General features: G+C 66.7%; 19 protein-coding genes. 13 read left to right on the top strand and 6 right to left on the bottom strand.

The genetic code is table 11. The features are described 5' to 3' along the window. The first annotated feature begins 18 nt into the window (after positions 1–18). The 8 genes from CFB46_RS05720 to ugpQ all read left to right on the top strand — a co-directional run bounded on the left by CFB46_RS05720 (position 19) and on the right by ugpQ (position 8,061). Positions 19–573: a shikimate kinase gene (locus CFB46_RS05720; RefSeq protein WP_027783320.1), complete on the top strand. Its 555-nt coding sequence runs from the start codon at positions 19–21 to the stop codon at positions 571–573. Beyond that, a complete protein-coding gene (aroB, locus tag CFB46_RS05725; protein ID WP_089499478.1) occupies positions 570–1,649 on the top strand; it encodes a 3-dehydroquinate synthase in 1,080 nt (359 codons plus the stop codon). The genes CFB46_RS05720 and aroB overlap by 4 nt, the downstream gene beginning before the upstream one ends. A 41-nt stretch (positions 1,650–1,690) precedes the next feature. Then, positions 1,691–2,899, top strand: coding sequence for a deoxyguanosinetriphosphate triphosphohydrolase (locus tag CFB46_RS05730; RefSeq protein ID WP_089499479.1), 1,209 nt, complete (start codon positions 1,691–1,693; stop codon positions 2,897–2,899). Positions 2,900–2,987: 88 nt separating this feature from the next. Beyond that, the gene (ugpB, locus tag CFB46_RS05735; protein WP_027783323.1) at positions 2,988–4,322 is read left to right on the top strand and encodes a sn-glycerol-3-phosphate ABC transporter substrate-binding protein UgpB; all 1,335 of its coding nucleotides are present in this window, start codon (positions 2,988–2,990) and stop codon (positions 4,320–4,322) included. Between the two features lie 96 nt (positions 4,323–4,418). After that, a complete protein-coding gene (gene ugpA / locus CFB46_RS05740) occupies positions 4,419–5,303 on the top strand; it encodes a sn-glycerol-3-phosphate ABC transporter permease UgpA (RefSeq protein ID WP_089499480.1) in 885 nt (294 codons plus the stop codon). Beyond that, a complete protein-coding gene (gene ugpE, locus CFB46_RS05745) occupies positions 5,300–6,145 on the top strand; it encodes a sn-glycerol-3-phosphate ABC transporter permease UgpE (RefSeq protein WP_027783325.1) in 846 nt (281 codons plus the stop codon). The genes ugpA and ugpE overlap by 4 nt, the downstream gene beginning before the upstream one ends. Positions 6,146–6,177: 32 nt before the next feature. Further along, the gene (locus tag CFB46_RS05750) at positions 6,178–7,263 is read left to right on the top strand and encodes a sn-glycerol-3-phosphate import ATP-binding protein UgpC (protein ID WP_027783326.1); all 1,086 of its coding nucleotides are present in this window, start codon (positions 6,178–6,180) and stop codon (positions 7,261–7,263) included. Positions 7,264–7,290: 27 nt separating this feature from the next. Then, entirely contained in the window at positions 7,291–8,061 is a 771-nt protein-coding gene (gene ugpQ / locus CFB46_RS05755) for a glycerophosphodiester phosphodiesterase (protein WP_089499481.1), read from the top strand. Positions 8,062–8,237: 176 nt separating this feature from the next. Here ugpQ and CFB46_RS05760 read toward each other — a convergent pair whose 3' ends face one another. Beyond that, a complete protein-coding gene (locus CFB46_RS05760) occupies positions 8,238–8,969 on the bottom strand; it encodes an OmpW/AlkL family protein (protein ID WP_027783328.1) in 732 nt (243 codons plus the stop codon). Between the two features lie 193 nt (positions 8,970–9,162). On the opposite strand from CFB46_RS05760, the gene CFB46_RS05765 reads away from it, so the two are divergent. From CFB46_RS05765 to CFB46_RS05780, 3 genes are all read left to right on the top strand, one after another. Then, the gene (locus tag CFB46_RS05765; protein ID WP_027783329.1) at positions 9,163–9,876 is read left to right on the top strand and encodes a transposase; all 714 of its coding nucleotides are present in this window, start codon (positions 9,163–9,165) and stop codon (positions 9,874–9,876) included. 289 nt (positions 9,877–10,165) lie between these two features. After that, positions 10,166–14,869: a glutamate synthase-related protein gene (locus CFB46_RS05775; RefSeq protein ID WP_089499482.1), complete on the top strand. Its 4,704-nt coding sequence runs from the start codon at positions 10,166–10,168 to the stop codon at positions 14,867–14,869. Positions 14,870–14,954: 85 nt separating this feature from the next. Continuing rightward, positions 14,955–16,421: a glutamate synthase subunit beta gene (locus tag CFB46_RS05780; protein WP_089499483.1), complete on the top strand. Its 1,467-nt coding sequence runs from the start codon at positions 14,955–14,957 to the stop codon at positions 16,419–16,421. 54 nt (positions 16,422–16,475) lie between these two features. On the opposite strand, the gene CFB46_RS05785 is transcribed toward CFB46_RS05780, so the two are convergent. Beyond that, a complete protein-coding gene (locus CFB46_RS05785; RefSeq protein ID WP_089499484.1) occupies positions 16,476–16,874 on the bottom strand; it encodes a hypothetical protein in 399 nt (132 codons plus the stop codon). A 370-nt stretch (positions 16,875–17,244) separates the two neighbouring features. On the opposite strand from CFB46_RS05785, the gene CFB46_RS05790 reads away from it, so the two are divergent. Together CFB46_RS05790 and thpR are read left to right on the top strand one after the other, a co-directional pair. After that, positions 17,245–18,735, top strand: a complete 1,491-nt coding sequence (locus tag CFB46_RS05790; RefSeq protein WP_027783333.1) for an alanine/glycine:cation symporter family protein — start codon at positions 17,245–17,247, stop codon at positions 18,733–18,735. Continuing rightward, positions 18,732–19,298, top strand: a complete 567-nt coding sequence (gene thpR / locus CFB46_RS05795; protein ID WP_089499485.1) for an RNA 2',3'-cyclic phosphodiesterase — start codon at positions 18,732–18,734, stop codon at positions 19,296–19,298. The genes CFB46_RS05790 and thpR overlap by 4 nt, the downstream gene beginning before the upstream one ends. A 111-nt stretch (positions 19,299–19,409) precedes the next feature. On the opposite strand, the gene CFB46_RS05800 is transcribed toward thpR, so the two are convergent. The 4 genes from CFB46_RS05800 to CFB46_RS05815 all read right to left on the bottom strand — a co-directional run bounded on the left by CFB46_RS05800 (position 19,410) and on the right by CFB46_RS05815 (position 24,853). Beyond that, a complete protein-coding gene (locus CFB46_RS05800) occupies positions 19,410–20,798 on the bottom strand; it encodes a D-amino acid dehydrogenase (protein WP_089499486.1) in 1,389 nt (462 codons plus the stop codon). A 25-nt stretch (positions 20,799–20,823) separates the two neighbouring features. Beyond that, positions 20,824–22,086, bottom strand: coding sequence for an MFS transporter (locus CFB46_RS05805; RefSeq protein ID WP_089499487.1), 1,263 nt, complete (start codon positions 22,084–22,086; stop codon positions 20,824–20,826). Between the two features lie 224 nt (positions 22,087–22,310). Next, a complete protein-coding gene (locus tag CFB46_RS05810) occupies positions 22,311–23,087 on the bottom strand; it encodes an SDR family NAD(P)-dependent oxidoreductase (protein WP_089499488.1) in 777 nt (258 codons plus the stop codon). Continuing rightward, the gene (locus CFB46_RS05815; protein ID WP_089499489.1) at positions 23,084–24,853 is read right to left on the bottom strand and encodes an ABC transporter ATP-binding protein/permease; all 1,770 of its coding nucleotides are present in this window, start codon (positions 24,851–24,853) and stop codon (positions 23,084–23,086) included. The genes CFB46_RS05810 and CFB46_RS05815 overlap by 4 nt, the downstream gene beginning before the upstream one ends. Between the last annotated feature and the right edge of the window lie 97 nt (positions 24,854–24,950).

A 24,950-nucleotide genomic window follows, 5' to 3' on the forward strand; every position in this document is an offset into this window, starting at 1 on the left:
TTGAAGCAGAGGAAGCCGTTGCAAGCGCGGGACCCACATGCAAACGTATTTTTCGTCGGCCTTATGGGAGCGGGTAAGACCACCGTGGGCCGTGCGGTCGCGCGTCGTCTCGACAGGACGTTCTTCGACTCCGACCACGAAATCGAGGCCCGTACGGGCGCGCGCATTCCGGTGATCTTCGAGCTGGAGGGCGAGGCCGGGTTTCGCGATCGCGAAACGCAGGTAATCGCCGATCTCGCGCAGCGCGAGAACATCGTGCTCGCGACGGGCGGCGGCGCGGTGCTGCGCCCGGAAAATCGCGACAGCCTGAAAACCAACGGCATCGTCGTCTACCTGCGCGCGAATCCGCACGATCTGTGGCTGCGCACGCGCAAGGACAAGAACCGCCCGCTGTTGCAGACGGAAGATCCGAAGGGGCGTCTCGAAGCGCTGTACGAAGTGCGCGACCCGTTGTACCGCGAATGCGCGGATTTCGTCATCGAGACCGGCCGTCCATCAGTCAACGGTCTCGTCAACATGGTGCTGATGCAACTCGAACTGGCCGGCGTCATCGCCAAGCCGCTACAAGCATGATTACCGTCAACGTCGATCTGGGCGACCGCGCCTATCCGATTCATATTGGCGCCGGCCTGATTGGCCGCACCGAGCTGTTCGCTCCCCACATCAAGGGTTCGTCCGTCACGATCGTCACCAACACGACGGTCGATCCGCTCTACGGCGACGCGCTGCGCGCGGCGCTCGCGCCGCTCGGCAAGCGCGTGTCGACGGTGGTGCTGCCGGACGGCGAGGCGTACAAGAACTGGGAAACGCTGAACCTGATCTTCGACGGTCTGCTCACGGATCACGCGGATCGCAAGACGACGCTCGTCGCGCTCGGCGGCGGCGTGGTCGGCGACATGACGGGCTTTGCCGCCGCGTGCTACATGCGCGGCGTGCCGTTCATCCAGGTACCGACCACATTGCTGTCGCAGGTCGATTCGTCGGTCGGCGGCAAGACGGGCATCAATCACCCGCTCGGCAAGAACATGATCGGCGCGTTCTACCAGCCGCAGGCCGTGATCGCGGACATCGGCGCGCTGACGACGCTGCCCGATCGCGAACTGGCGGCGGGCGTCGCCGAAGTCATCAAGACGGGCGCGATCGCCGATGCCGAATTCTTCGACTGGATCGAGGCGAACGTCGATGCGCTGAACCGTCGCGAGCCGGCTGCGCTCGCGCATGCGGTGAAGCGTTCGTGCGAGATCAAGGCGAGCGTCGTCGCGGCCGACGAGCGCGAAGGCGGCCTGCGCGCGATTCTGAATTTCGGCCACACGTTCGGCCATGCGATCGAGGCCGGGCTCGGCTACGGCGAATGGCTGCACGGCGAGGCGGTCGGCTGCGGGATGGTGATGGCCGGCGACCTGTCGGTGCGGCTCGGTCTCTTCGACGAAGCGTCGCGGCACCGCCTCGATGCGGTGATCGCGGCCGCGCATCTGCCGACCCGCGGGCCCGCGCTCGGCGACGCGCGCTACATGGATCTGATGCGCGTCGACAAGAAGGCCGAGGCCGGCGCGATCAAGTTCATCCTGCTGAAGCGATTCGGCGATACGCTGATCACGCAGGCGCCGGACGAAGCGGTATTCGCTACACTGGCGCAGACGACGCGCTAACGGCGACCCGGATGCCCCGGCGCCCCTGACATGGAGGAGACGTGAGCGAGACATCCAGCAGCACACTGCCCGAAGCCGGCCGCGCATCCACCGCGCCGGTGGCCGAGCCGCCGACGCTGGCGGCGCTGGAAGCCCATCTCGCTCCGTATGCCGCGCACGCGTCGCAGTCTCGCGGCCGCCGCCATCCGGAAACCCCGCCGGCGGCGCGCACCGAATTCCAGCGCGATCGCGACCGCATCGTCCATTCGACCGCGTTTCGCCGGCTCGAATACAAGACGCAGGTCTTCGTCAATCACGAAGGCGACCTGTTCCGCACACGCCTCACGCACAGCCTCGAAGTCGCGCAGATCGCGCGCTCGGTCGCGCGCAACCTGCGCCTGAACGAGGATCTCGTCGAAGCGATCTCGCTCGCGCACGATCTCGGCCATACGCCGTTCGGCCATGCCGGGCAGGACGCGCTGAATGCGTGCATGCGCGAGCACGGCGGCTTCGAGCACAACCTGCAGAGCCTCGCCGTGGTCGACGAGCTCGAGGAGCACTACGGCGCGTTCAACGGATTGAACCTGTGCTTCGAGACGCGCGAAGGCATTCTGAAGCACTGCTCGCGCGAGAATGCGCGCAAGCTCGGCGCGCTCGGCGAGCGCTTCCTGCAGGGCCGCCAGCCGTCGCTCGAAGCGCAGCTCGCGAACATCGCGGACGAGATCGCCTATAACAACCACGACGTCGACGACGGCCTGCGCTCCGGCCTGATCACGATCGAACAGCTCGCGGAAGTCGAGCTGTGGCAGCGTCACTACGAAGCGGCGCTCGCCGAATTCCCGCACCTCGAAGGCCGCCGCCTCGTGCACGAGACGGTGCGCCGGATCATCAACACGCTGATCGTCGATCTGATCGACGAGACGACGCGCAATCTCGTGCGCGCCGCGCCCGCCTCGCTCGACGACGTGCGCGACGCACCGCCGCTCGTGTCGCACAGCCCCGAGGTTGCCGCGCAGGCAGCGGCCCTCAAGCGCTTCCTCTTCAAGAACCTGTATCGCCACTACAAGGTGATGCGCATGGCGAGCAAGGCGCAACGCGTCGTCACGGGGTTGTTCGACGCGTTCATCGAGGATCCGCGCCTGTTGCCGCCGCCGTACCAGTCCGACGACACGGCGCAGCAACCGCGTCTCGTCGCGCACTACATCGCCGGCATGACCGACCGCTTCGCGCTGAAGGAATACCAGCGCCTGTTCGTCATCAACGACAACTGACTGTCACAAACGATCACTAGACTTCGCCGGTTCAATGGCGACGGGGATGTTGCACACGCTGTTGGTAACGTTTTCATAGGAGAGGTCGATGAAGAAGAAGCCTGCGGGGACACTGGTCCGGTCGATCGCGCTCGGTGGCGCGCTGATGTTCGGGGTGCAGCACGTCGCGCTCGCCGCGACGGAAATCCAGTTCTGGCATGCGATGGAGGCCGCGCTCGGCGAGCGGGTCAATGCGATCGCCGATCAGTTCAACGCGTCGCAAAGCGACTACAAGATCGTGCCGGTCTTCAAGGGCACCTACGACCAGGCGCTCGCGGCCGGCATCGCGGCCTATCGCAGCGGCAACGCGCCGGCGATCCTGCAGGTGTATGAAGTCGGCACGGCGACGATGATGCAGGCGAAGAAGGCGGTCGTGCCGGTCCACGACGTGTTCAAGCAGGCCGGCGTGACGCTCGACGAAAAGGCGTTCGTGCCGACCATCGCGAGCTACTACAGCGACGCGAAGACGGGCCACCTGGTCTCGATGCCGTTCAACAGCTCGACGCCGGTGCTGTACTACAACAAGGACGCGTTCAAGAAGGCGGGCCTCGATCCGAACCAGCCGCCGAAGACGTGGGCCGACGTGAAGGCGGATGCCGAGAAGCTGCGCAAGTCGGGGATGGCCTGCGGCTTCACGACCGGCTGGCAGGGCTGGATCCAGCTCGAAAACTACAGCGCGTGGCATGGGCTGCCGTTCGCGAGCCGCAACAACGGCTTCGACGGTACGGACGCCGTGCTGGAGTTCAACAAGCCGCAGCAGATCGCGCATGTCGCGTTCCTGCAGGAGATGGCGAAGGACGGCACGTTCACGTACGCGGGCCGCAAGGATGAAGCGTCGGCGAAGTTCTACAGCGGCGACTGCGGGATCCTGACGACGTCGTCGGGGGCGCTCGCGAACGTGCAGAAATTCGCGAAGTTCAGCTACGGCACGGGGATGATGCCGTACGACGCGAACGTGAAGGGCGCGCCGCAGAACGCGATCATCGGTGGCGCGAGCCTGTGGGTGCTGGCCGGCAAGGATCCGGCGACCTACAAGGGCGTCGCGAAATTCCTCGCGTACCTGGCAACGCCTGCCGTCGCCGCGAAGTGGCATCAGGACACCGGCTACCTGCCGGTCACGACCGCCGCGTACGACCTGACGCGCCAGCAGGGCTTCTACGCGAAGAACCCGAGTGCCGAAACCGCGATCAAGCAGATGCTGAACAAGCCGCCGCTGCCGTACACGAAGGGGCTGCGGCTGGGCAACATGCCGCAGATCCGCACGGTCGTCGACGAGGAGTTCGAACAGGTCTGGGCGCAGAAGAAGTCGCCGAAGGACGCGCTCGATTCGGCCGCCTCGCGCGGCGACGAACTGCTGCGCCGCTTCGAGAAGTCGGGCGGCTGAGCACGCATCGCGTTCGTGCCCCGGCGGCGCCGCGCGTCAGCGCGTGCCGTCCGGCGGCGCGGCTTCCCTTCCGTTTCGCCTGACCGGACACCCGCGATGCAATCCCGTTCCCGTTTCGGTACGAGCCCGGTGCCGTACCTGCTGATTGCGCCGCAGCTCGCGATTACCGCCGTGTTCTTCCTGTGGCCGGCCGGCGTCGCGCTGTGGCAGTCCACGCAGATGCAGGACGCATTCGGCACGTCGAGCGAATTCGTCGGCTTCGCGAACTTCATGCACCTGTTCGCCGATCCGCTGTATCTCGATTCGTTCCGCACGACGCTCGTGTTCAGCTCGCTCGTCACGGTGAGCGGGCTCGTCGTGTCGCTGCTGCTCGCCGCATGCGCCGACCGCGTGGTCCGCGGCGCGCGCGTGTACCGCACGCTGCTGATCTGGCCGTACGCGGTCGCGCCGACGATCGCGGCCGTGCTGTGGGCATTCCTGTTCAACCCGAGCATCGGCCTGATCACGTATGCGCTCGCGAAGGGCGGCATCGTGTGGAACCACGCGCTGAACGGCGGCCAGGCGATGTTTCTCGTCGTGCTGGCGTCGGTATGGAAGCAGGTGAGCTACAACTTCCTGTTCTTCTACGCGGGGCTGCAGGCGATCCCGCGCTCGCTGATCGAGGCGGCGGCGATCGACGGCGCGGGGCCGGTGCGGCGCTTCTTCAACATCGTGCTGCCGCTGCTGTCGCCGACGAGTTTCTTCCTGCTGGTCGTGAACCTCGTTTACGCGTTCTTCGACACCTTCCCGGTGATCGACGCGGCCACCGGCGGCGGCCCGGCGCAGAGCACCAAGACGCTGATCTACAAGATCTTCGCGGAAGGCTTCCAGGGGCTCGACATCGGCAGTTCGGGCGCGCAGTCGGTCGTGCTGATGATCATCGTCGTGGGGCTCACGGTGATCCAGTTCCGCTTCGTCGAACGCAGGGTGCAATACGCATGATCGAAAATCGCAAGGGCTTCGACCTGTTCTGCCACGCGGTGCTGATCGCCGGCGTCGTGCTGATCGTGTTTCCCGTCTACGTCGCGTTCTGCGCGGCGACGATGAATGCGCAGGAGGTGTTCACGGTGCCGCTGTCGCTCGTGCCGAGCACGCACCTGTTCGAGAACGTCGCGTACATCTGGGGGCACGGCAGCGGCGGCACGACGGCGCCGTTCGGCCGCCTGCTCGTGAACAGCTTCGCGATGGCGCTCGGGATCGCGGTCGGCAAGATCGCGGTGTCGATCCTGTCCGCGTACGCGATCGTCTATTTCCGCTTCCCCTTTCGCAACACGGCGTTCTGGCTGATCTTCGTCACGCTGATGCTGCCGGTGGAAGTGCGGATCTTCCCGACCGTGCAGGTCGTGTCGACGCTGCATCTGACGAACACCTATGCGGGGCTCACGATGCCGCTGATCGCATCGGCGACCGCGACGTTCCTGTTCCGTCAGTTCTTCATGACGCTGCCCGACGAGCTGATGGATGCGGCGCGTATCGACGGCGCGGGGCCGCTGCGCTTCTTCTGGGACGTCGTGCTGCCGCTGTCGAAGACGAGCATCGCCGCGCTGTTCGTGATCACGTTCATCTACGGCTGGAACCAGTATCTGTGGCCGATCCTGATCACGACGGAAGCGTCGCTGTCGACGGCGGTGGTCGGCATCAAGACAATGATCGCGAGCGGCGACGCCGCGACCGAATGGCAATACGTGATGGCGGCGACGCTGCTGGCGATGATCCCGCCGCTCGTCGTCGTGCTGGCGATGCAGCGCTGGTTCGTGCGCGGCCTCGTCGATTCCGAGAAATGAACGACCGACGGTAACCGGGAGAAGGACCAGGTATGGCTGCGCTGAGCTTGAAGGGCGTCAGGAAATCCTACGACGGCAAGCAGCACGTGCTGCATGGCATCGACGTGGAGATCGCCGACGGCGAATTCATCGTGCTGGTCGGCCCGTCGGGCTGCGGCAAGTCGACGTTGCTGCGGATGATCGCGGGGCTCGAGTCCGTGACGGACGGCGAGATCGCGATCGGCGACCGGGTCGTCAACACGCTGGAGCCGAAGGATCGCGACATCGCGATGGTGTTCCAGAACTATGCGCTGTACCCGCACATGACGGTCGCGCAGAACATGGGCTACGGGCTGAAGATTCGCGGCATCGAGCGCGCGACGATCGATTCGCGGGTGGCCGCGGCCGCGAAGATCCTCGAGCTCGAGCCGCTGCTCGCGCGGCGGCCGCGCGAATTGTCGGGCGGCCAGCGGCAGCGCGTCGCGATGGGGCGCGCGATCGTGCGCGAGCCGGCGGTGTTCCTGTTCGACGAGCCGTTGTCGAACCTCGACGCGAAGCTGCGCGTGCAGATGCGGCTCGAGATCCAGCGGCTGCACGCGCGGCTCGCGACGACGAGCGTGTACGTGACGCACGACCAGATCGAGGCGATGACGCTCGCGCAGCGCGTGATCGTGATGAACCGCGGTTACGCGGAGCAGATCGGCGCGCCGGTCGACGTGTACGAGAAGCCTGCGACGGTGTTCGTCGCGGGCTTCATCGGCTCGCCGGCGATGAACCTGATGCACGGCCGGCTGTCGGAAGACGGCGCGACCTTCACGGTCGCCGGCGGCGGCCCCGCGCTGCCGGTCGCCGGCGCGCCGGGCATCGGCCGCGAAATCGCCGCCGGGCGCGACTGGGTGCTTGGCGTACGCCCCGAACACATGACGCCGCAGCCGGGCGTCGCGCAGGCGATGCTGCCCGTCGATTCGTGCGAGCTGCTCGGCGCGGACAATCTCGCGCACGGCCGCTGGGGCAATCACGACGTTGCGGTGCGCCTGCCGCACGCGGACCGCCCCGCGCGCGGCACGGCGCTGGCGGCGGCGCTGCCCGCGCACCGGCTGCATTTCTTCGATCCCGAAACCGGCAAGCGTGCCGGCTGAAACCGTCCGACTGCCGGGAGACCGACGATGACGATCCGTACCGACTGGCCCTATCCGCGCGTCCTCGCCCATCGCGGCGGCGGCACGCTCGCGCCGGAGAACACGCTTGCCGCGCTCGACGAGGGCGCGCGGCGCGGTCACCGGATGGTCGAGTTCGACGCGAAGCTGTCGGCCGACGACGTGACGTTCCTGCTGCACGACGACACGGTTGACCGGACGTCGAACGGCCACGGAGCCGCGGCGGGCATGCGTTATGCGGCGCTGGCGGCGCTCGACGCGGGCGCGTGGCGCGATGCGCGCTTCGCGGGCGAACGGATGCCCACGCTCCAGGCTGCGGCGGCGCGCTGCATCGCGCACGGTCTGGCCGCGAACGTCGAGATCAAGCCGTGCCCGGGGCGCGAGCGCGAAACCGGGCAGCGCGTGGCGGCCGACGCAGCCGCGTACTGGCGCGATGCCGCCGTGGCGCCGCTGCTGTCGTCGTTCTCGTTCGACGCACTGCAGCAGGCGCGCGCGAGCGTGCCGGCGCTGCCGCGCGGGATGCTCTACGAAGTCGTGCCGGCCGACTGGCATGCGCAGGTTGTCGACGCGCTCGACTGCGTATCGTTGCATGCAGACCACAGCCGGCTCGACGAACCGCTCGTGCGCGCGATCAAGGCCGCCGGGCTGCGCATCCTGGTTTACACGGTGAACGACCTCGAACGGGCGCGCGAACTCGCGCGCTGGGGCGTCGATGCCGTCTGCACGGACCGCATCGACCTGATCGCGCCTAATGCGCTGGACGACATCGACGTCGTCTGACGGCCGCGGCTCCGGCGGCGTCCGGTAAAACTCTCGCCCGGAACGTGCCCGACGCGAAAAAACGACGCCCCGCCGGGATTCCCGCCGGGGCGTTTTGCATCGTGGAGACGTTACGCCAGGAAAAATCCGCTACAAATTGCAGCAGGATTAACCATTCCCCAAATATTCGACTACGCTTAGAAGCGGTAGCCGACGTTCAGGTACGTGACGATCGGGTTCAGCGAGATGTGGGCCTTCGACGTTTCCGTCAGTGTACCGACCGGCGTGCGGCGGGCCGTCGTGAAGGTCGCGGTCACGCTGACGGGGATGTACGACAGCGACAGACCCGCGAACCAGTGCTTCGTGAAGTTGTACGTGAAGCCGGCATTGAGCACCGGGGCCCACTGATTGCTGGTCGTGGCGCTGGTCGGGCCGCCGAGCACGCCGTTCTCGAACGCGCCGTTCGTGATCTTCGCGCCGGTGAACCAGATATACGTTGCGCCGACGCCGACATACGGACGGAACTTCGCGTTGGCGTCGTTGAAGTGGTAGCGAAGCAACACGGCGGGGCTCCACTGGTACGCACGGCCGAGTACGCCGAACTTTTCGAACTGACCCTTGCCGGTAATGTCGAACTTCGGCGGGATCCCCATCACGAGTTCGGTGGAGATATGGTCGGTGACGAAGTAACCCGCTGCGAGCCCCAGCGTATCGGCATCGTTGATGCCGGCGCCGGTGTTGGGAATTGATTGGTTGATGGGCGTGCCGCCTACGCGGTAGACGAACAGCGGATCGCTGCTGTCCTGCGGCGAAAGGTGCAGCCAGCCGGTGCTGACGTAGAAATCACCTGCGGATTGTGCATGTGCCGTACCGCCCGCGAACGTGAATGCGAGCGCTGCGGCCCCCGTAATGGCCAGTTTTCGTTTCATTGTGTCTCCTCCGATCAAAGGCGTGCTCATTATGACGACTGCGTTTAAAACCAAACAAGCTCGTAAGTTAGAGTTTTCTCCCTAGGATTCGCACGACCGTACGCTTACGCGCGCCGCAGGGACAGGCATTCTACGCAGGTGCGCAATTTCGGACCTCCGGGTATTTCCTAACGCGTTCAAACGGACATTCAGCATGGCACGGTTAGCACGACTCTACGTTCCCGACCAGCCGCAGCACGTGATACTGCGCGGCCTGGATCAGCAACCCGCGTTCGTCGACGACCAGGACTACGAACTCTTCATCGATTGCCTGAAGGCCGCCGCACGCGATCATCACCTGTCGGTGCATGCCTACGTGCTGCTGCCGCGCCAGGTGCAACTGCTCGTGACGCCGAGCGACGAGGCCAGCCTGCCGAAGGCGATGCAGGCCGTGGGCCGTCGCTACGTCGCGCATTTCAACCGGCGCTATTCGCGGCGCGGCACCCTGTGGGAAGGCCGCTATCGCGCGACGGTGATCGAAGGCGAGCGCTATTTCCTGCTCGCGAGCCGCGTGGTCGAGATGAGCCCGGTGCGCTCGCAGCTCGTCGCGACGCCCGAGGCCTATCGGTGGTCGAGCTACCGGCATCACGTCGGGCTCACCGTCGACAGCCTGATCACCGACCATCCGCTCTACTGGGCGCTCGGCAACACGCCGTTCGACCGCCAGCGCGCGTACAAGGAGCTGTGCGAGCAGCCGCTCGACGAGCGGCAGGCCGACCAGCTGCAGCAGGCGACGCTGAAGGGCTGGGTGCTCGGCGGCGAGAATTACCGCGAGTGGGCGGCGCGCACCGCGAACCGGCGCGTTTCGCCGTTGCCGCGCGGACGCCCCAGAAAGGTGCGCGAGAACACGCCGCCGATCCAGCAGTAAGGCCGGAAAGGCGGCCCAGAAGCGGCGCTGCGGGCGCCGCTTCTTTTTGCACCAAAACGATACGTCCCCAATAAATAGGCACCACATCAAGGCATTCGTTTAATTGGGGTTCGATCAAACGGTTTTTGTTGCTATTCCCTTGATTCGTCGCGTATATTCCGAATTCCGGTGGCCCGGGCGAAGCTTTGCCCAACCACTGTCGGCCGCGCCGTCTCCCGTCGGGAGCGGGATCGATGGCAACAAGAAAACGGTTCAACGGCCTCCAGGCCCCCTTTACGACGGTGTCCCCATGAACGACCACCAGCAGCCGCTCGCCGCGGTGCCCGCCGCACAAGGTCTGTACGACCCGCAAAACGAACACGACGCCTGCGGCGTCGGCTTCGTCGCTCACATCAAGGGCAAGAAGAGCCACGAGATCATTCAGCAGGGTCTGAAGATCCTCGAGAACCTCGATCACCGGGGCGCGGTCGGCGCCGATCCGCTGATGGGCGACGGCGCGGGCATCCTGATCCAGATTCCGGACGCGTTCTATCGCGAGGAAATGGCGAAGCAGGACGTGAACCTGCCGCCGGCCGGCGAATACGGGGTCGGGATGATCTTCCTGCCGAAGGAGAACGCGTCGCGTCTCGCGTGCGAGCAGGAGCTCGAGCGTACGGTGAAGGCCGAAGGCCAGGTCGTGCTGGGCTGGCGCGACGTGCCGGTCGACCACGCGATGCCGATCTCGCCGACGGTCAAGGCGAGCGAGCCGCTGATCCGCCAGATCTTCATCGGTCGCGGCAAGGACATCATGGTGACGGACGCGCTCGAGCGGAAGCTGTACGTGATCCGCAAGACGGCGAGCCACCGCATCCAGGCGCTGAAGCTCAAGCACGGCAAGGAATACTTCGTGCCGTCGATGTCGGCGCGCACGGTCGTCTACAAGGGGCTGCTGCTGGCGGGCCAGGTCGGCGTGTACTACCGCGACCTGCAGGACCCGCGCGTCGTGTCGGCGCTCGCGCTCGTGCACCAGCGCTTCTCGACCAACACGTTCCCGGCGTGGGAGCTGGCTCACCCGTACCGGATGATCGCGCACAACGGCGAGATCAACACCGTGAAGGGCAACGTGAACTGGCTGAACGCGCGTACCGGCGCGATCGCGTCGCACGTGCTCGCCGACGATCTTCCCAAGCTGTGGCCGCTGATCTACCCGGGCCAGTCGGATACCGCATCGTTCGACAACTGTCTCGAACTGCTGGTGATGGCCGGCTATCCGCTCGTGCACGCGGTGATGATGATGATCCCGGAAGCGTGGGAACAGCACACGCTGATGGACGAGAACCGCCGCGCGTTCTACGAATACCACGCCGCGATGATGGAGCCGTGGGACGGCCCGGCCGCGATCGCGTTTACCGACGGCCGTCAGATCGGCGCGACGCTCGATCGTAACGGCCTGCGCCCGGCGCGCTACATCGTGACCGACGACGACCTCGTCATCATGGCGTCGGAAGCCGGCACGCTGCCGATCCCCGAATCGAAGATCGTCAAGAAGTGGCGTCTGCAGCCGGGCAAGATGTTCCTGATCGACATGGAGCACGGCCGCATCATCGACGACAAGGAACTGAAGGACAACCTCGCGAACGCGAAGCCGTACAAGAGCTGGATCGACGCGGTGCGCATCAAGCTCGACGAGATCGAGCCGAAGGCCGAGGACGTCGCGGCCGGCCGCACGCAGGGCGCCGCGCTGCTCGACCGCCAGCAGGCGTTCGGCTATACGCAGGAAGACCTGAAGTTCCTGATGGCGCCGATGGCGCAGCAGGGCGAGGAAGCCGTCGGCTCGATGGGCAACGACTCGCCGCTCGCGGTGATGTCGAACAAGAACAAGACGCTCTATCACTACTTCAAGCAGCTGTTCGCGCAGGTCACGAACCCGCCGATCGACCCGATCCGCGAGAACATGGTGATGTCGCTCGTGTCGTTCGTCGGCCCGAAGCCGAACCTGCTCGACACGAACAACATCAACCCGCCGATGCGTCTCGAAGTGTCGCAGCCGGTGCTCGACTTCAAGGACATCGCGAAGATCCGCGCGATCGACCAGTACACGGGCGGCAAGTTCAGCGCGTACGAACTGAACATCTGCTATCCCGTGGCGTGGGGCAAGGAAGGCATCGAGGCACGCCTCGCGTCGCTGTGCGCGGAGGCCGTCGACGCGGTGAAGTCGGGCTATAACATGCTGATCGTGTCGGACCGCAAGACCGACGCCGAGCATGTCGCCATTCCCGCGCTGCTCGCCACGTCGGCGATTCACACGCACCTCGTCCAGCAAGGGCTGCGCACGAGCACGGGCCTCGTCGTCGAGACGGGCTCCGCACGTGAAACGCACCACTTCGCGCTGCTCGCGGGCTATGGCGCGGAAGCCGTGCACCCGTACCTCGCGATGGAAACGCTCGCGAAGATGGCGGAAGGCCTGCCGGGCGACCTGTCGCCGGAGAAGGCCGTCTACAACTTCACGAAGGCGGTCGGCAAGGGCCTGCAGAAGGTGATGTCGAAGATGGGCATCTCGACGTACATGTCGTACACCGGCGCGCAGATCTTCGAAGCGCTCGGCCTGTCGAGCGACCTCGTCGAGAAGTACTTCAAGGGCACGGCGTCGAAGGTCGGCGGCATCGGCCTGTTCGAAGTCGCGGAAGAGGCGATCCGCCTGCACCGCGACGCGTTCGGCGACAGCCCGGTCCTGCGCGACATGCTCGACGCAGGCGGCGAGTACGCGTACCGCGTGCGCGGCGAAGACCACATGTGGACGCCGGATTCGATCGCGAAGCTGCAGCACGCGACGCGCAGCAACTCGTACCAGACGTACAAGGAATACGCGCACCTGATCAACGACCAGACCAAGCGTCACATGACGTTCCGCGGCCTGTTCGAGTTCAAGGTCGAGCCGACCAAGGCGATCCCGATCGACGACGTCGAGTCGGCGAAGGAGATCGTCAAGCGCTTCGCGACGGGCGCGATGTCGCTCGGTTCGATCAGCACCGAAGCGCACGCGACGCTCGCGGTCGCGATGAACCGGATCGGCGGCAAGTCGAACACCGGCGAAGGCGGCGAGGACCAGAAGCGTTACCGCAACGAACTGCGCGGCATTCCGATCAAGTCGGGCGAGACGATGAAGTCGGTGATCGGCGACGAGATCGTCAGCGACATTCCGCTGAAGGACGGCGACTCGCTGCGCTCGAAGATCAAGCAGGTCGCATCGGGCCGCTTCGGCGTCACCGCCGAGTACCTCGCTTCGGCCGACCAGATCCAGATCAAGATGGCGCAGGGCGCGAAGCCGGGCGAAGGCGGCCAGCTGCCGGGTCACAAGGTGTCCGAGTACATCGGCAAGCTGCGTTACTCGGTGCCGGGCGTCGGCCTGATCTCGCCGCCGCCGCACCACGACATCTACTCGATCGAGGATCTGGCGCAGCTGATCCACGACCTGAAGAACGTGAACCCGAGCGCGAGCATCTCCGTGAAGCTCGTGTCGGAAGTGGGCGTGGGCACGGTCGCGGCCGGTGTCGCGAAGGCGAAGGCCGACCACGTCGTGATCGCCGGCCATGACGGCGGCACGGGCGCGTCGCCGCTGTCGTCGGTCAAGCACGCCGGCACGCCGTGGGAACTCGGCCTCGCCGAAACGCAGCAGACGCTGGTGCTGAACCGCCTGCGCGGCCGCATCCGCGTGCAGGCCGACGGCCAGATGAAGACGGGCCGCGACGTCGTGATCGGCGCGCTGCTCGGCGCGGACGAATTCGGCTTCGCCACGGCGCCGCTCGTCGTCGAGGGCTGCATCATGATGCGCAAGTGCCACCTGAACACGTGCCCGGTCGGCGTCGCGACGCAGGATCCGGTGCTGCGCGCGAAATTCAAGGGCCAGCCCGAGCACGTCGTGAACTACTTCTTCTTCGTCGCCGAGGAAGTGCGCGAGATCATGGCGCAGCTCGGCATCGCGAAGTTCGACGACCTGATCGGCCGCGCCGACCTGCTCGATACGCGCAAGGGCATCGAGCACTGGAAGGCGAAGGGCCTCGATTTCTCGCGGGTGTTCTACCAGCCGGAAGAGTGCGAGGACGTCGCGCCGCGTCACATCGACGTGCAGGATCACGGCCTCGAGCGCGCGCTCGACCACGTGCTGATCGAAAAGGCGAAGGCCGCGATCGAGAACGGCGAGCATGTGTCGTTCATCCAGCCGGTGCGCAACGTGAACCGGACGGTCGGCGCGATGTTGTCGGGCATCATCGCGAAGAAGCACGGCCACGACGGTCTGGCCGACGACGCGGTGCACATCCAGCTGAAGGGCACGGCCGGCCAGAGCTTCGGCGCGTTCCTCGCGAAGGGCGTGACGCTCGACCTCGTCGGCGACGGCAACGACTACGTCGGCAAGGGCCTGTCGGGCGGCCGGATCATCATCCGTCCGACCAACGACTTCCGCGGCAAGTCCGAGGAAAACATCATCTGCGGCAACACGGTGATGTACGGCGCGATCGAAGGCGAAGCCTTCTTCCGCGGTGTGGCGGGCGAGCGCTTCTGCGTGCGCAACTCGGGCGCGACGGCGGTCGTCGAAGGCACGGGCGACCACGGTTGCGAATACATGACGGGCGGCACGGTCGTCGTGCTCGGCGAGACCGGGCGCAACTTCGCGGCCGGCATGTCGGGCGGTCTCGCGTACATCTACGATCCGGAAGGCACGTTCGCGGCGAAGTGCAACAAGTCGATGGTCGCGCTCGATCCTGTGCTGCAGCAGGCCGAGCAGGAGCGCACGGTCGACCGCGCGCTCTGGCACGAAGGCACGACGGACGAAGCGCTGCTCAAGGGGCTCGTCGAGCGTCATTTCCAGTTCACGGGTTCGCCGCGCGCGAAGTCGTTGCTGGAAAACTGGGACGCGGCGCGCCGCCAGTTCGTGAAGGTGTTCCCGCACGAATACAAGCGCGCGCTGGGCGAGATCGGTGCGAAGAAGGCGGCGAAGGAAGTGCTGGCCGCCTGAGCGACGAACGACATAGCGAATGCCGCGCGCGCCTGACTGCCGCGCGCGGCTCCCCCACCCGATACACCGAACAGAAGAGCACCTTATGGGCAAGGCAACCGGTTTTCTGGAGTTCGAACGCCGCCACGAGGCGTACGAAGCACCGCTCACGCGCGTGAAGCACTACAAGGAATTCGTCGCGGCGCTGACCGACGCGGACGCGAAGGTCCAGGGCGCGCGCTGCATGGATTGCGGCATCCCGTTCTGCAACAACGGCTGCCCGGTCAACAACATCATTCCTGACTTCAACGATCTCGTTTACCGCCAGGACTGGCAGCAGGCGATCGAAGTCCTGCACTCGACCAACAACTTCCCCGAGTTCACGGGCCGTATCTGCCCGGCGCCGTGCGAGGCGGCCTGCACGCTCGGGATCAACGACGACCCGGTCGGCATCAAGTCGATCGAGCACGCGATCATCGACAAGGCCTGGGCGGAAGGCTGGGTGAAGCCGCTGCCGGCCGAACACAAGACCGGCAAGAAAGTCGCGGTCGTCGGTTCGGGCCCCGCGGGCCTCGCCGCTGCGCAGCAGCTCGCGCGCGCGGGCCACGACGTGACGGTGTTCGAGAAGAACGACCGCATCGGCGGCCTGCTGCGTTACGGGATCCCCGATTTCAAGCTCGAGAAGTGGCTGATCGATCGCCGCATGCGCCAGATGGAAGCGGAAGGCGTGACGTTCCGCACGAGCGTGTTCATCGGCAAGGATCCGCTGCCCGAGTCGATCGGCAGCCTCGCGAAGGAAACCATCTCGCCGGACACGCTGAAGGAAGAATTCGACGCGGTCGTGATCGCCGGCGGTTCGGAAGTGCCGCGCGATTTGCCGGTGCCGGGCCGCGAGCTCGCGGGCGTCCATTTCGCGATGGATTTCCTGCCGCAGCAGAACCGCGTGAACGCGGGCGACAAGCTCGTCGACCAACTGCTCGCGAAGGGCAAGCACGTGATCGTGATCGGCGGCGGCGATACGGGTTCGGACTGCGTCGGCACGTCGAACCGTCACGGCGCGAAGCAGGTCACGCAGTTCGAGCTGCTGCCGCAGCCGCCGGAAGAGGAAAACAAGCCGCTCGTGTGGCCGTACTGGCCGATCAAGCTGCGCACGTCTTCGTCGCACGAGGAAGGCTGCGAGCGCGACTGGGCGGTCGCGACGAAGCGCCTCGAAGGCAAGAACGGCAAGGTCGAGAAGCTGATCGCGGTGCGCGTCGAGTGGAAGGACGGCAAGATGCAGGAAGTGCCGGGTTCCGAGTTCGAAATGAAGGCCGATCTCGTGCTGCTCGCGATGGGCTTCACGCAACCGGCCGCGCCCGTGCTCGACGCGTTCGGCGTCGCGAAGGATGCGCGCGGCAACGCGCGTGCGGCGACCGAAGGCGATCGTTCGTACTACACGTCGGTCGACAAGGTGTTCGCGGCAGGCGACATGCGCCGCGGGCAGTCGCTCGTGGTGTGGGCGATCCGCGAAGGCCGCCAGTGCGCGCGGTCGGTCGATGCGTATCTGATGGGGCATTCGGAACTGCCGCGGTAAACCACGCGAGCGAGTTTCGACGAAAGCCGGGCGTCCGAAAGGGCGCCCGGTTTTTTATTTCTGAAGCTGCGGGCGATTGCGGGGTTGCCCGGTTGGGACGCCCAGCGGATCGATGGTTCGCCCGTAGCTTGCAAGCTGCTCGTTGCAATCGATCATCGCGGTGTATCGGGCTTCGTCAACGCGCAGCGGGAATTCCCACACACCCAGTTTCCATGCGTGATACTGCGGCGCGCCGTCGAACCGGATGCTGTCCGGCGGTATTCCATGCTCTTCGAGAAGGCGGACCTGGACTGTTTTTCGTAGCGTATCGAGAGCCATGTCGGGGCAACTGCCTTCCGTTCTTTCATATCGGGAGGTCGCGACGACGAAAAATAGTAGTGCGTAGGTGCAGATCGTTGCGATAACCAGCCAGAGAACCAGCCGGAACAATCCGCGTATGACTCTGGAAATCATGGGGCTCTCAATGCGGGATGGATAACGCGAAGGGGTAACCGCGGCAGTCGAATTCTTGGCGTCGCCCGATGGCCTGCTCGCGCGTATGTCCCCAATCGGTTGCCGGGCCTGCGTGTCCGAAAGACATTCCGACGTCCGGATTTTCACGCCAGGCGCGCCCCAGCCGATAGCCCAGAGCGGCAGGGGTCTTGCATCGACATCTCGCGTTTTTCGTGAAGCGTCGTCTAACCTGATGACATCCGGGCTCGATTGTTCGTCATCTCAATTCCTTTCGTTTTGTAATAATCCTTGAAAACTGTCATATCATGTCGCCCCTCGGGCCGCATTCGCGGTCGACGCATATGACCGACCCTATTTACAAGGACTGTGGATGCAAGCATTCGTGCAAGGGCTGATCGACGCCGTCAACGGCGTGTTGTGGAACTACGTGCTGATCGCGCTGCTGCTCGGCGTGGGCATGTGGTTCACGCTGCGGTTCCGGATGATCCAGTTGAAGGCGCTATTCCTCAGCATGAAGCTGGTCGGCAGCAAGGGTGAACCGGGCAGCATCTCGTCGTTCCAGGCGTTCGCCACCGGGCTCGCGAGCCGCGTGGGCACCGGCAACATCGCGGGTGTCGCGGTCGCGCTGACGGTCGGCGGGCCGGGCGCGATCTTCTGGATGTGGATGACGGCGCTCGTCGGGATGTCTTCGGCGTTCGTCGAGGCGACGCTCGCGCAGATTTTCAAGGTGTCGCACGCGGACGGCAGCTATCGCGGCGGCCCCGCGTACTACATCCAGACCGGCCTGCGCTCGCGCGGCTTCGGCGTGCTGTTCTCGCTGTCGCTGATTCTCGCATTCGGCTTCGTGTTCAATGCGGTGCAGGCCAATGCGATCGCCGACGCGTTCGATACGTCGTTCGGCTGGAGCCGCGCGAGCGTCGGTCTCGGGCTCGTGCTGCTGACCGCGCCGATCATCTTCGGCGGCATCCGCCGGATCGCGGCGGTCGCGCAGGTGATCGTGCCGGTGATGGCGATCGGCTATCTCGCGCTCGCGGTCTATGCGGTCGCGACGCACATCGCGCTGGTGCCGGGCGTGATCGCGCTGATCGTGAAAAGCGCGTTCGGTCTCGAACAGGCCGCGGGCGGGCTGACGGGCTATGCCGTCAGCCAGGCGGTCGCGATGGGCGTGAAGCGCGGGCTGTTTTCGAACGAAGCCGGCATGGGCAGCGCGCCGAATGCGGCGGCGACCGCCAGCACGCGCCATCCGGTCGTGCAGGGGCTGATCCAGATGCTCGGCGTGTTCGTCGACACGATCGTGATCTGCAGCGCGACGGCGTTCGTGATCCTGCTGTCCGGCCAGTACGAGCTAGGTGCCGGCATGGAAGGCGCGGCGCTCACGCAGCGTTCGATCGCGAGCCACGTGGGCGACTGGGGCGGCATCTACATGGCGTTCGCGATCTTCTTCTTTGCGTACTCGTCGGTGATCGGCAACTACGCGTACGCGGAAGGCAACGTCGAATTCATCACGAAGCGGCGCGGCGTGCTGCCGCTGTTCCGCATCGCGGTGCTCGGCATGGTGATGTTCGGCAGCGTCGGGCAGTTGCCGCTCGTGTGGGCGATGGCCGATACGAGCATGGGGCTGATGGCGATCATCAACCTGATCGCGATTCTGGCGCTCGGCAAGTATGCGCATGCCGCGTGGGCCGACTATCGTCGCCAGCGTGCGGCAGGCATCGCCGATCCGGTGTTCACGCGCAACACGATCCCGGCACTCGCGAACGTGCTGCCGACCGACGTGTGGGGCGAGCACGGCCCGTTGCCGCAACGTCCGGCCGCGGCCGACCCGGCGCGCGTGCCGCGCGCGGTGGCGCGCGAGTCATGAACGGCGACCGGCTGCGCGCGTTCGTTGCGCTGATGTCCGATGCGGCATCGCGCGACGCGCTGCACGCGCTGCCGGTCACCCGGGGTGCGCGGCGCCCGCTGCCCGCGCAATTGCACGTGACGCTCGCGTTCGTCGGCGCGATCGAGCGGGCGCGCTGCGATGCGCTGGCCGCATGCCTGCCGGCGCTTGCGGCCGCGCATGCACTGCCGTCGATACCCGTCGAACGAATCGCGTGGTGGCCGAGCCTGCCGCGCGCGAGGCTGATCGTCGCGGAACTGGCTGTCGAGCCGGCGTGTGCGGCGTTGAATGCCGCGCTGTCGACGCAACTGCGCGAGCTCGGCGTGCCGGCCGATCGACGGCCCTTCCGTCCGCACGTGACGCTCGCGCGGCTGCCGCGCGACGCGGTCGGCCAGCCCGCGCACGGCGGCGCGGTGGGGCGTGCGGTTGCGTTGCGGTTCGACGCGCTCACGCTGTTCGAAAGCCGGTTGTCGCGCGAGGGCGTGTCGCACCGGCCGATCGTGTCGGCGCCGATTGCGCGGGCGGACGACGCTGCGGCCGGTTGAGCGGTTCCGGCGAACTCCGGCGAACCGATATAAAAAGGCCGGCCGCGTTCGGATCGATCCGCATGCCGGCGTGCCGCTGCATCGCCCCGGCCACGTCGCGCGACGTGCGGCCTAGCGCTCGTACCGCGCGAGCGTCAGCCCGGACAGATCGATCTCCGGTTCCCGCCCCGTGACGAGATCCGCCAGCACCTTTCCCGACCCCATCGACATCGCCCAGCCGGTCGACCCGTGACCGACGTTCAGCCAGAGTCCGTCGATGTGGCTCGCTCCCAACAGCGGCGGCCCGTCGGGCGTCATCGGCCGGCGGCCGACCCAGAAGCGCGCGGACGCGCGCTCGGCCGCGTGCGGGAACCAGTCGTCGAGCACCTTCATCAGCGTATCGAGCGCTTGTTGCCGCAGCGCCGCGTGCCGGTTGCCGAGCTCCGCGGTGCCCGCGACCCGTAGTGTCGGGCCGAAGCGCGTGATCGCCGTCTTCAGCGATTCGTCCATCAGCGCGGCGTGCGGCGCCTTTTCGTCGTCGACGACCGTGAGCGTCGCCGAGTAGCCTTTCACCGGATACAGCGGCACGTCGATGCCATGCGGCCGCAGCAGGCCGGCACTGTCGACGCCGAGCGCGACGACGACCGCGTCGGCCTCGAGCAGCACGTCGCGCGGCTTGGTCGCGCTCGACGCAGCGCGGCCCGCCGCCGGGCGGCCAGGCTGCCCGGCGCCCCGCAAGTCGATGTCCGGAGTGTCGATGCCCGTGCCTTCATCACGCGGCGAGCGGCCATCCGTTCCGGTCGCGCTTACCCGCACGCCGCGCACCTTGCCGCCCGCGACGTCGAGTGCGCGGATTTCGGTACGAAAGCGGAACGTCACGCCGTTCGCTTCGCACAGCGACCGCAATTCGCGCGTGAAGCGCGCGCAGTCGCCGGCTTCGTCGTCGGGCAGGTAGATGCCGCCGACGGGCGCCTGTCGCGCCCAGCGCAGGCCCGGCTCGATCGCCGTGCAGCCGGCCGCGTCGAGTTCGCGAAACGCGATGCCGGCATCGCGCAGCACCTTCAGCGCCGGTTGCACCATTTCGACGTCGAACGCACCGCGCAACAACTGCAGATAGCCGCGGCTCGCGCCGTAGTCGAACGGATGACGGTCGCGAAACGCACGCAGGCACGCGCGGCTGTAATACGCGATGCGCTGCATCCGCTGCTTGTTCACGCGAAACCGCTCGAATTCGCATTCGCGCAGCCAGCGCGCGATCCAGCGCCACTGCGCGGCATCGAGCGTCGGCCGGAAGATCAGCGGCGACGCAGGCTTGAACAGGTACTTGAGGATCTTGCCGGGCATCCCGGGCGCGGCCCACGGCGTCACGTAGCCGGGCGCGATCACGCCCGCGTTGCCGAGGCTCGTCGCCTGCGCGACGTCGGCCTCGCGTTCGATCACGGTGACGTCGCAGCCTGCTTCGCGCAGGTGCCAGGCAGTGGTGACGCCGATCACGCCGGCGCCGAGAACGATCACGTGCATGCGGTGTCCGGAACGAAACGGTGGCTCACGACGCGACGGCCGGATCGTCGACGAGCGACTTGCCGCGCGTTTCCGGCAGCACGAGCGCCGCGACGATCACGAGCAGATAGCCGCCGCCGGCGACGAGGCCGATCGCCTTCACGAGCGACATCGACTGCGACAGCGAGCCGACGAGGATCGGGAAGAACGAGCCGAGCCCGCGGCCGAGGTTGTAGCAGAAGCCCTGGCCCGAGCCGCGGATCGCGCCCGGATACAGCTCCGACAGATACGCGCCGACGCCCGCGAAGATGCCCTGCACGACGATGCCGAGCGGGAAGCCGAGCAGCAGCATCGCGGTATCGGTGATCGGCAGCATCGTGTACGCCATGCCGAGCGAGAACGAGCCGATCGCGAACAGGATGAAGGACGCGCGGCGGCCGAGCCGGTCGGACAGGATCGCGCCGACCACGTAGCCGACGAACGAACCGACGATCAGCACGACGAGATAGCCGCTCGTGTTGAACACCGACAGGTGGCGCACGGTTTTCAGGTAAGTGGGCAGCCACGTCGTGATCGCGTAGTAGCCGCCGAGCATGCCGGTGCACAGCGCGCTGCCGAACAGCGTCGCGCGCAGGTGCGGCGGCGAGAAGATCTCGAGGAAGTGGCCCGACACGCGGCCTTCGTCGCGTGCGCGGCGCGTGGCCGTATAGATGTCGGGATCGCTGACGTTGCGGCGGATGTACAGAATCCACAGCGCGGGCACGATGCCGATCCAGAAGCACGCGCGCCACGCGACCTGCTCGGGCAGCAGCGCGAAGAACGCCCAGTAAAGGATCGCGGCCGCGCCCCAGCCGAACGACCAGCTGCTCTGCACGGTGCCGACGGCCTTCGCGCGATGCTCGGGCGAGCGGATCGTCTCGGCCATCATGATCGTCACGACCGACCATTCGCCGCCGAAGCCGAAACCCTGCAGCGTGCGCGTCGCAAGGAGCTGCCAGAACGAATGCGTGAAACCGGACAGGCACGTGAACAGCGCGAACGTCGCGATCGTCCACTGCAGCACGCGTACGCGGCCGTAGCGGTCGGCGAGGATGCCGGCGGCCCAGCCGCCGATCGCCGACGAAATCAGCGAGCTCGTCGCGATCATCCCGGCTTCGCTCTTCGTCATGCCCCACGTGGCGATCAGCGTCGGAATCAGGAACGAATAGATCATGAAGTCGAACGCATCGACCGCGTAGCCGCCGAATCCGGCGTACAGCGTCCGGCGCTCGCGCGTCGACAATTCGTTGAACCACTGGAATGCCTGCATGCTTGCCGCCCCCTCCGTTGTGTCGTCGCTCGTGTCGCGCTGCCGTATGGCGGCTATTTTACGGGCGGGATGGAGGGCGCCAAAAAGGTGCGTGCGGGTGCGTGCGCGGCGGCGCGGCGGGGGGCGAGTGGGCGTCCGGGAAAGGCGCGACGGTCGATCGCGCGTGAGCGCCATGCGGGCGCCGGAGGCGACCTGCGCGCCGACACGGCAGGCACGCGCTCGCGTCAGAGCGTCAGGCCGCCGTCCACATGGATGACCTGGCCGGTGATCTGCCGCGCCGCGTCCGACAGCAGGAACGCGATCAGCGCGGCGACGTCGTCGGGTTCGGCGATCCGGCCGAGCGGAGTCGCCTGTTCGGCGTGGGCCCACGCGGCCGCATTGCCCGCGCTCGGGCTGCGGTCCTTGCGCGTGAAGCCGGGCGCGACCGCATTGACGGTGATGCCGCACGCGGCGAACTCGGCTGCCGCCGAGCGCACCAGCGATTCCAGCGCGGCTTTCGCGGCGGCGGTCGCCGCGAACGGCGCATCGGCCCGATAGCGATGCGCGACGAACGAACTGACCGCGACGATGCGCGGCGCCATCGACGCTTCGAGCAGCGGCCGCGCGCGGGCCGCGAGCGCTGAGAACGCGCCGGGCATCGCCGCGAAGGTGGCCGCGAGCGTGTCCGCGGAGAGGTCGGAAAAGGACTGCCGCGCGGCGAAGCCGGCGTTGGCGACGAGCTGGTCGAGCCCGCCGAAGCGGGTAGCGGTGGCGTCGACGAGCGCGGCCGCGACGCCCGCTTCGGCGAGATCGCCGGTGAGTGTCACGCATTGCGCGCCCGCTGCCGTACACCGGTCGGCAACTTCGGCGAGGCGTGCGCGGGCTGCCGGGTCGGCGCCGCGTGCATGCAGCGCCAGCGCGACGCCGGGTGCCGCGAGCCGCCGCGCGAGCGCCGCGCCGATCCCCGAACCTGCGCCGGTGATCAGCGCGATCCGCGCGACGTGCGCGGCGCGTGTGTTCACGCGGCGACCTTGTCGTCGCTGTTCACGCGCTCGACGTTGATCGTGCCGACGTGGAACGCGGCCAGCGACTCGCGGTGCGCGATGCTGACGATCGCGGCCTTCGGCAGCCGTTCGGCGAACAGGTGATAGAGGCGGGCTTCGTTGTCGGCGTCGAGTGCGCTGGTCGCTTCGTCGAGGAACAGGAAGTCGGGCTTGTGCAGCAGCACGCGGGCGCCGGCCAGGCGCTGTTGCTCGCCCGGCGACAGCACGCGGGTCCAGTGCGCGGTTTCGTCGAGGCGCTCGACGTAATCCTCGAGGCGGCACGCGCGCAGCGCGTCGCGGCACGCGTCGTCGCTGAACGTGTCGGGTGTCGCCGGGTAGGTGAGCGCGGCCTTCAGCGTGCCGATCGGCAAGTAGCTCGTCTGCGGCACGAACATCATCCGCGCGCCGACCGGCGCGTCGATCGCGCCGTCGCCGAACGGCCACAAGCCCGCGAGCGCGCGCATGAACGTGCTCTTGCCGGAACCGGATTTGCCGATCACGAGCCAGCGCGAGCCGGGCTCGATCGTCAGGTCACCGATGTTCGCGAGCGCGTTGCCGTTCGGCAGCGCGAGCTTGAGCGACGACGTGGACAGCTTCGCGGCGTCGATGTAGTGCAGGTTGATGCCGCCGTGCTCGGTCGCGGGCGACAGGCTTTCCTTCAGGTGCGACGTGCCGATCACGCGCTTGAATTCGCGCAGACGGTTGACGGTGGCGCGCCATTCGACGAGGGTCGAGTAGCTGTTGATGAACCACGAGAACGAATCGCTGACGGTGCCGAACGCGGACGAGATCTGCATCAGCACGCCGAACGAGAACGCGCCTGCGAAGTAGCGCGGTGCGGCGACGACGAGCGGGAAGATGATCGCGATCTGCCCGTAGAAGCTCAGCACGAACGTGAGCCGCTTCGTGTACTTCATCACGCGCCACCAGTTGTCGCGGATGCGCATGAAGAGGGTCTGCGCGTTGCCGGTCTCGGTCTTCTCGCCGTCGTAGAACGCGATCTGCTCGGCGTTTTCGCGCACGCGGATCAGCCCGAAGCGGAAATCGGCCTCGACGCGCTGCTGCTGGTAGTTGATCGATACGAGCGGATGGCCGACCTTCTGGATGATCAGCGAGCCGACCACCGCGTACAGCGCGGCCGCCCACACCATGTAGCCGGGAATCGAGATCGGCGTCGCGCCGAGCGTGAACGTCAGCGCGCCGGCGAGCGACCACAGGATCGTGATGAACGACACGAGCGTGACGACCGTCGACAGCAGGTCGAGCGACAGCGCGAGCGTCGTGGTCGCGAACGACTGGAGGTCGTCGGTGATCCGCTGGTCGGGGTTGTCCGCGAGGCGGTCTCGCTCGATCCGGTAGAACGCGCGATCGCCGAGCCACTGGCCGAGGAAGCGGTCGGTGAGCCACTGGCGCCAGCGGAAGCCGAGCATCTGCCGCAGATAGCGGCCGTACACGGCGAGGATGATGAACGCGAAGGCGAGCGCGGAGAACTGCATCAGCAGGTTCGGGAAGTCGTGGACGTCCTTCGACTGCAGCGCGTTGTAGAACTGCGCGTTCCACTTGTTCAGCCGGACGTTGATCCAGACCACGCAGAGGTTGATCGCGATGATCGTGACCAGCAGGCCCCACGCGATTTTCCATTCGGACGATACCCAGTAGGGCTTGATGAGGCTCCATGCGGATACCGGGCGCTCGTCCTGCGGCGCGTCGGAGACGGAGCGGACGGGATCGATCGATTGGGTCATGTGCTTCCTGATGATGAGCCGGCGCGCGGGCCGGGCGAAACCGGGCGCGCGCCGCGATACGGCATGCCGGGGCGCGGCGCCGACTGACGGCGGGCGT

Source organism: Burkholderia sp. HI2761 (genome assembly GCF_002223355.1).
Classification (GTDB): Bacteria; Pseudomonadota; Gammaproteobacteria; order Burkholderiales; family Burkholderiaceae; genus Burkholderia.

What these genes read in the sequence shown, in the direction of transcription:
- thpR (WP_089499485.1), top strand. Translation starts at nt 18,732, where the DNA reads ATGAACGGCGACCGGCTGCGCGCGTTCGTTGCGCTGATGTCCGATGCG.
- CFB46_RS05765 (WP_027783329.1), top strand. Translation starts at nt 9,163, where the DNA reads ATGGCACGGTTAGCACGACTCTACGTTCCCGACCAGCCGCAGCACGTG.
- aroB (WP_089499478.1), top strand. Translation starts at nt 570, where the DNA reads ATGATTACCGTCAACGTCGATCTGGGCGACCGCGCCTATCCGATTCAT.
- CFB46_RS05750 (WP_027783326.1), top strand. Translation starts at nt 6,178, where the DNA reads ATGGCTGCGCTGAGCTTGAAGGGCGTCAGGAAATCCTACGACGGCAAG.
- CFB46_RS05760 (WP_027783328.1), bottom strand. Translation starts at nt 8,969, where the DNA reads ATGAAACGAAAACTGGCCATTACGGGGGCCGCAGCGCTCGCATTCACG.
- ugpA (WP_089499480.1), top strand. Translation starts at nt 4,419, where the DNA reads ATGCAATCCCGTTCCCGTTTCGGTACGAGCCCGGTGCCGTACCTGCTG.
- ugpE (WP_027783325.1), top strand. Translation starts at nt 5,300, where the DNA reads ATGATCGAAAATCGCAAGGGCTTCGACCTGTTCTGCCACGCGGTGCTG.
- ugpB (WP_027783323.1), top strand. Translation starts at nt 2,988, where the DNA reads ATGAAGAAGAAGCCTGCGGGGACACTGGTCCGGTCGATCGCGCTCGGT.
- CFB46_RS05805 (WP_089499487.1), bottom strand. Translation starts at nt 22,086, where the DNA reads ATGCAGGCATTCCAGTGGTTCAACGAATTGTCGACGCGCGAGCGCCGG.
- CFB46_RS05790 (WP_027783333.1), top strand. Translation starts at nt 17,245, where the DNA reads ATGCAAGCATTCGTGCAAGGGCTGATCGACGCCGTCAACGGCGTGTTG.
- ugpQ (WP_089499481.1), top strand. Translation starts at nt 7,291, where the DNA reads ATGACGATCCGTACCGACTGGCCCTATCCGCGCGTCCTCGCCCATCGC.
- CFB46_RS05780 (WP_089499483.1), top strand. Translation starts at nt 14,955, where the DNA reads ATGGGCAAGGCAACCGGTTTTCTGGAGTTCGAACGCCGCCACGAGGCG.
- CFB46_RS05785 (WP_089499484.1), bottom strand. Translation starts at nt 16,874, where the DNA reads ATGATTTCCAGAGTCATACGCGGATTGTTCCGGCTGGTTCTCTGGCTG.
- CFB46_RS05775 (WP_089499482.1), top strand. Translation starts at nt 10,166, where the DNA reads ATGAACGACCACCAGCAGCCGCTCGCCGCGGTGCCCGCCGCACAAGGT.
- CFB46_RS05815 (WP_089499489.1), bottom strand. Translation starts at nt 24,853, where the DNA reads ATGACCCAATCGATCGATCCCGTCCGCTCCGTCTCCGACGCGCCGCAG.
- CFB46_RS05800 (WP_089499486.1), bottom strand. Translation starts at nt 20,798, where the DNA reads ATGCACGTGATCGTTCTCGGCGCCGGCGTGATCGGCGTCACCACTGCC.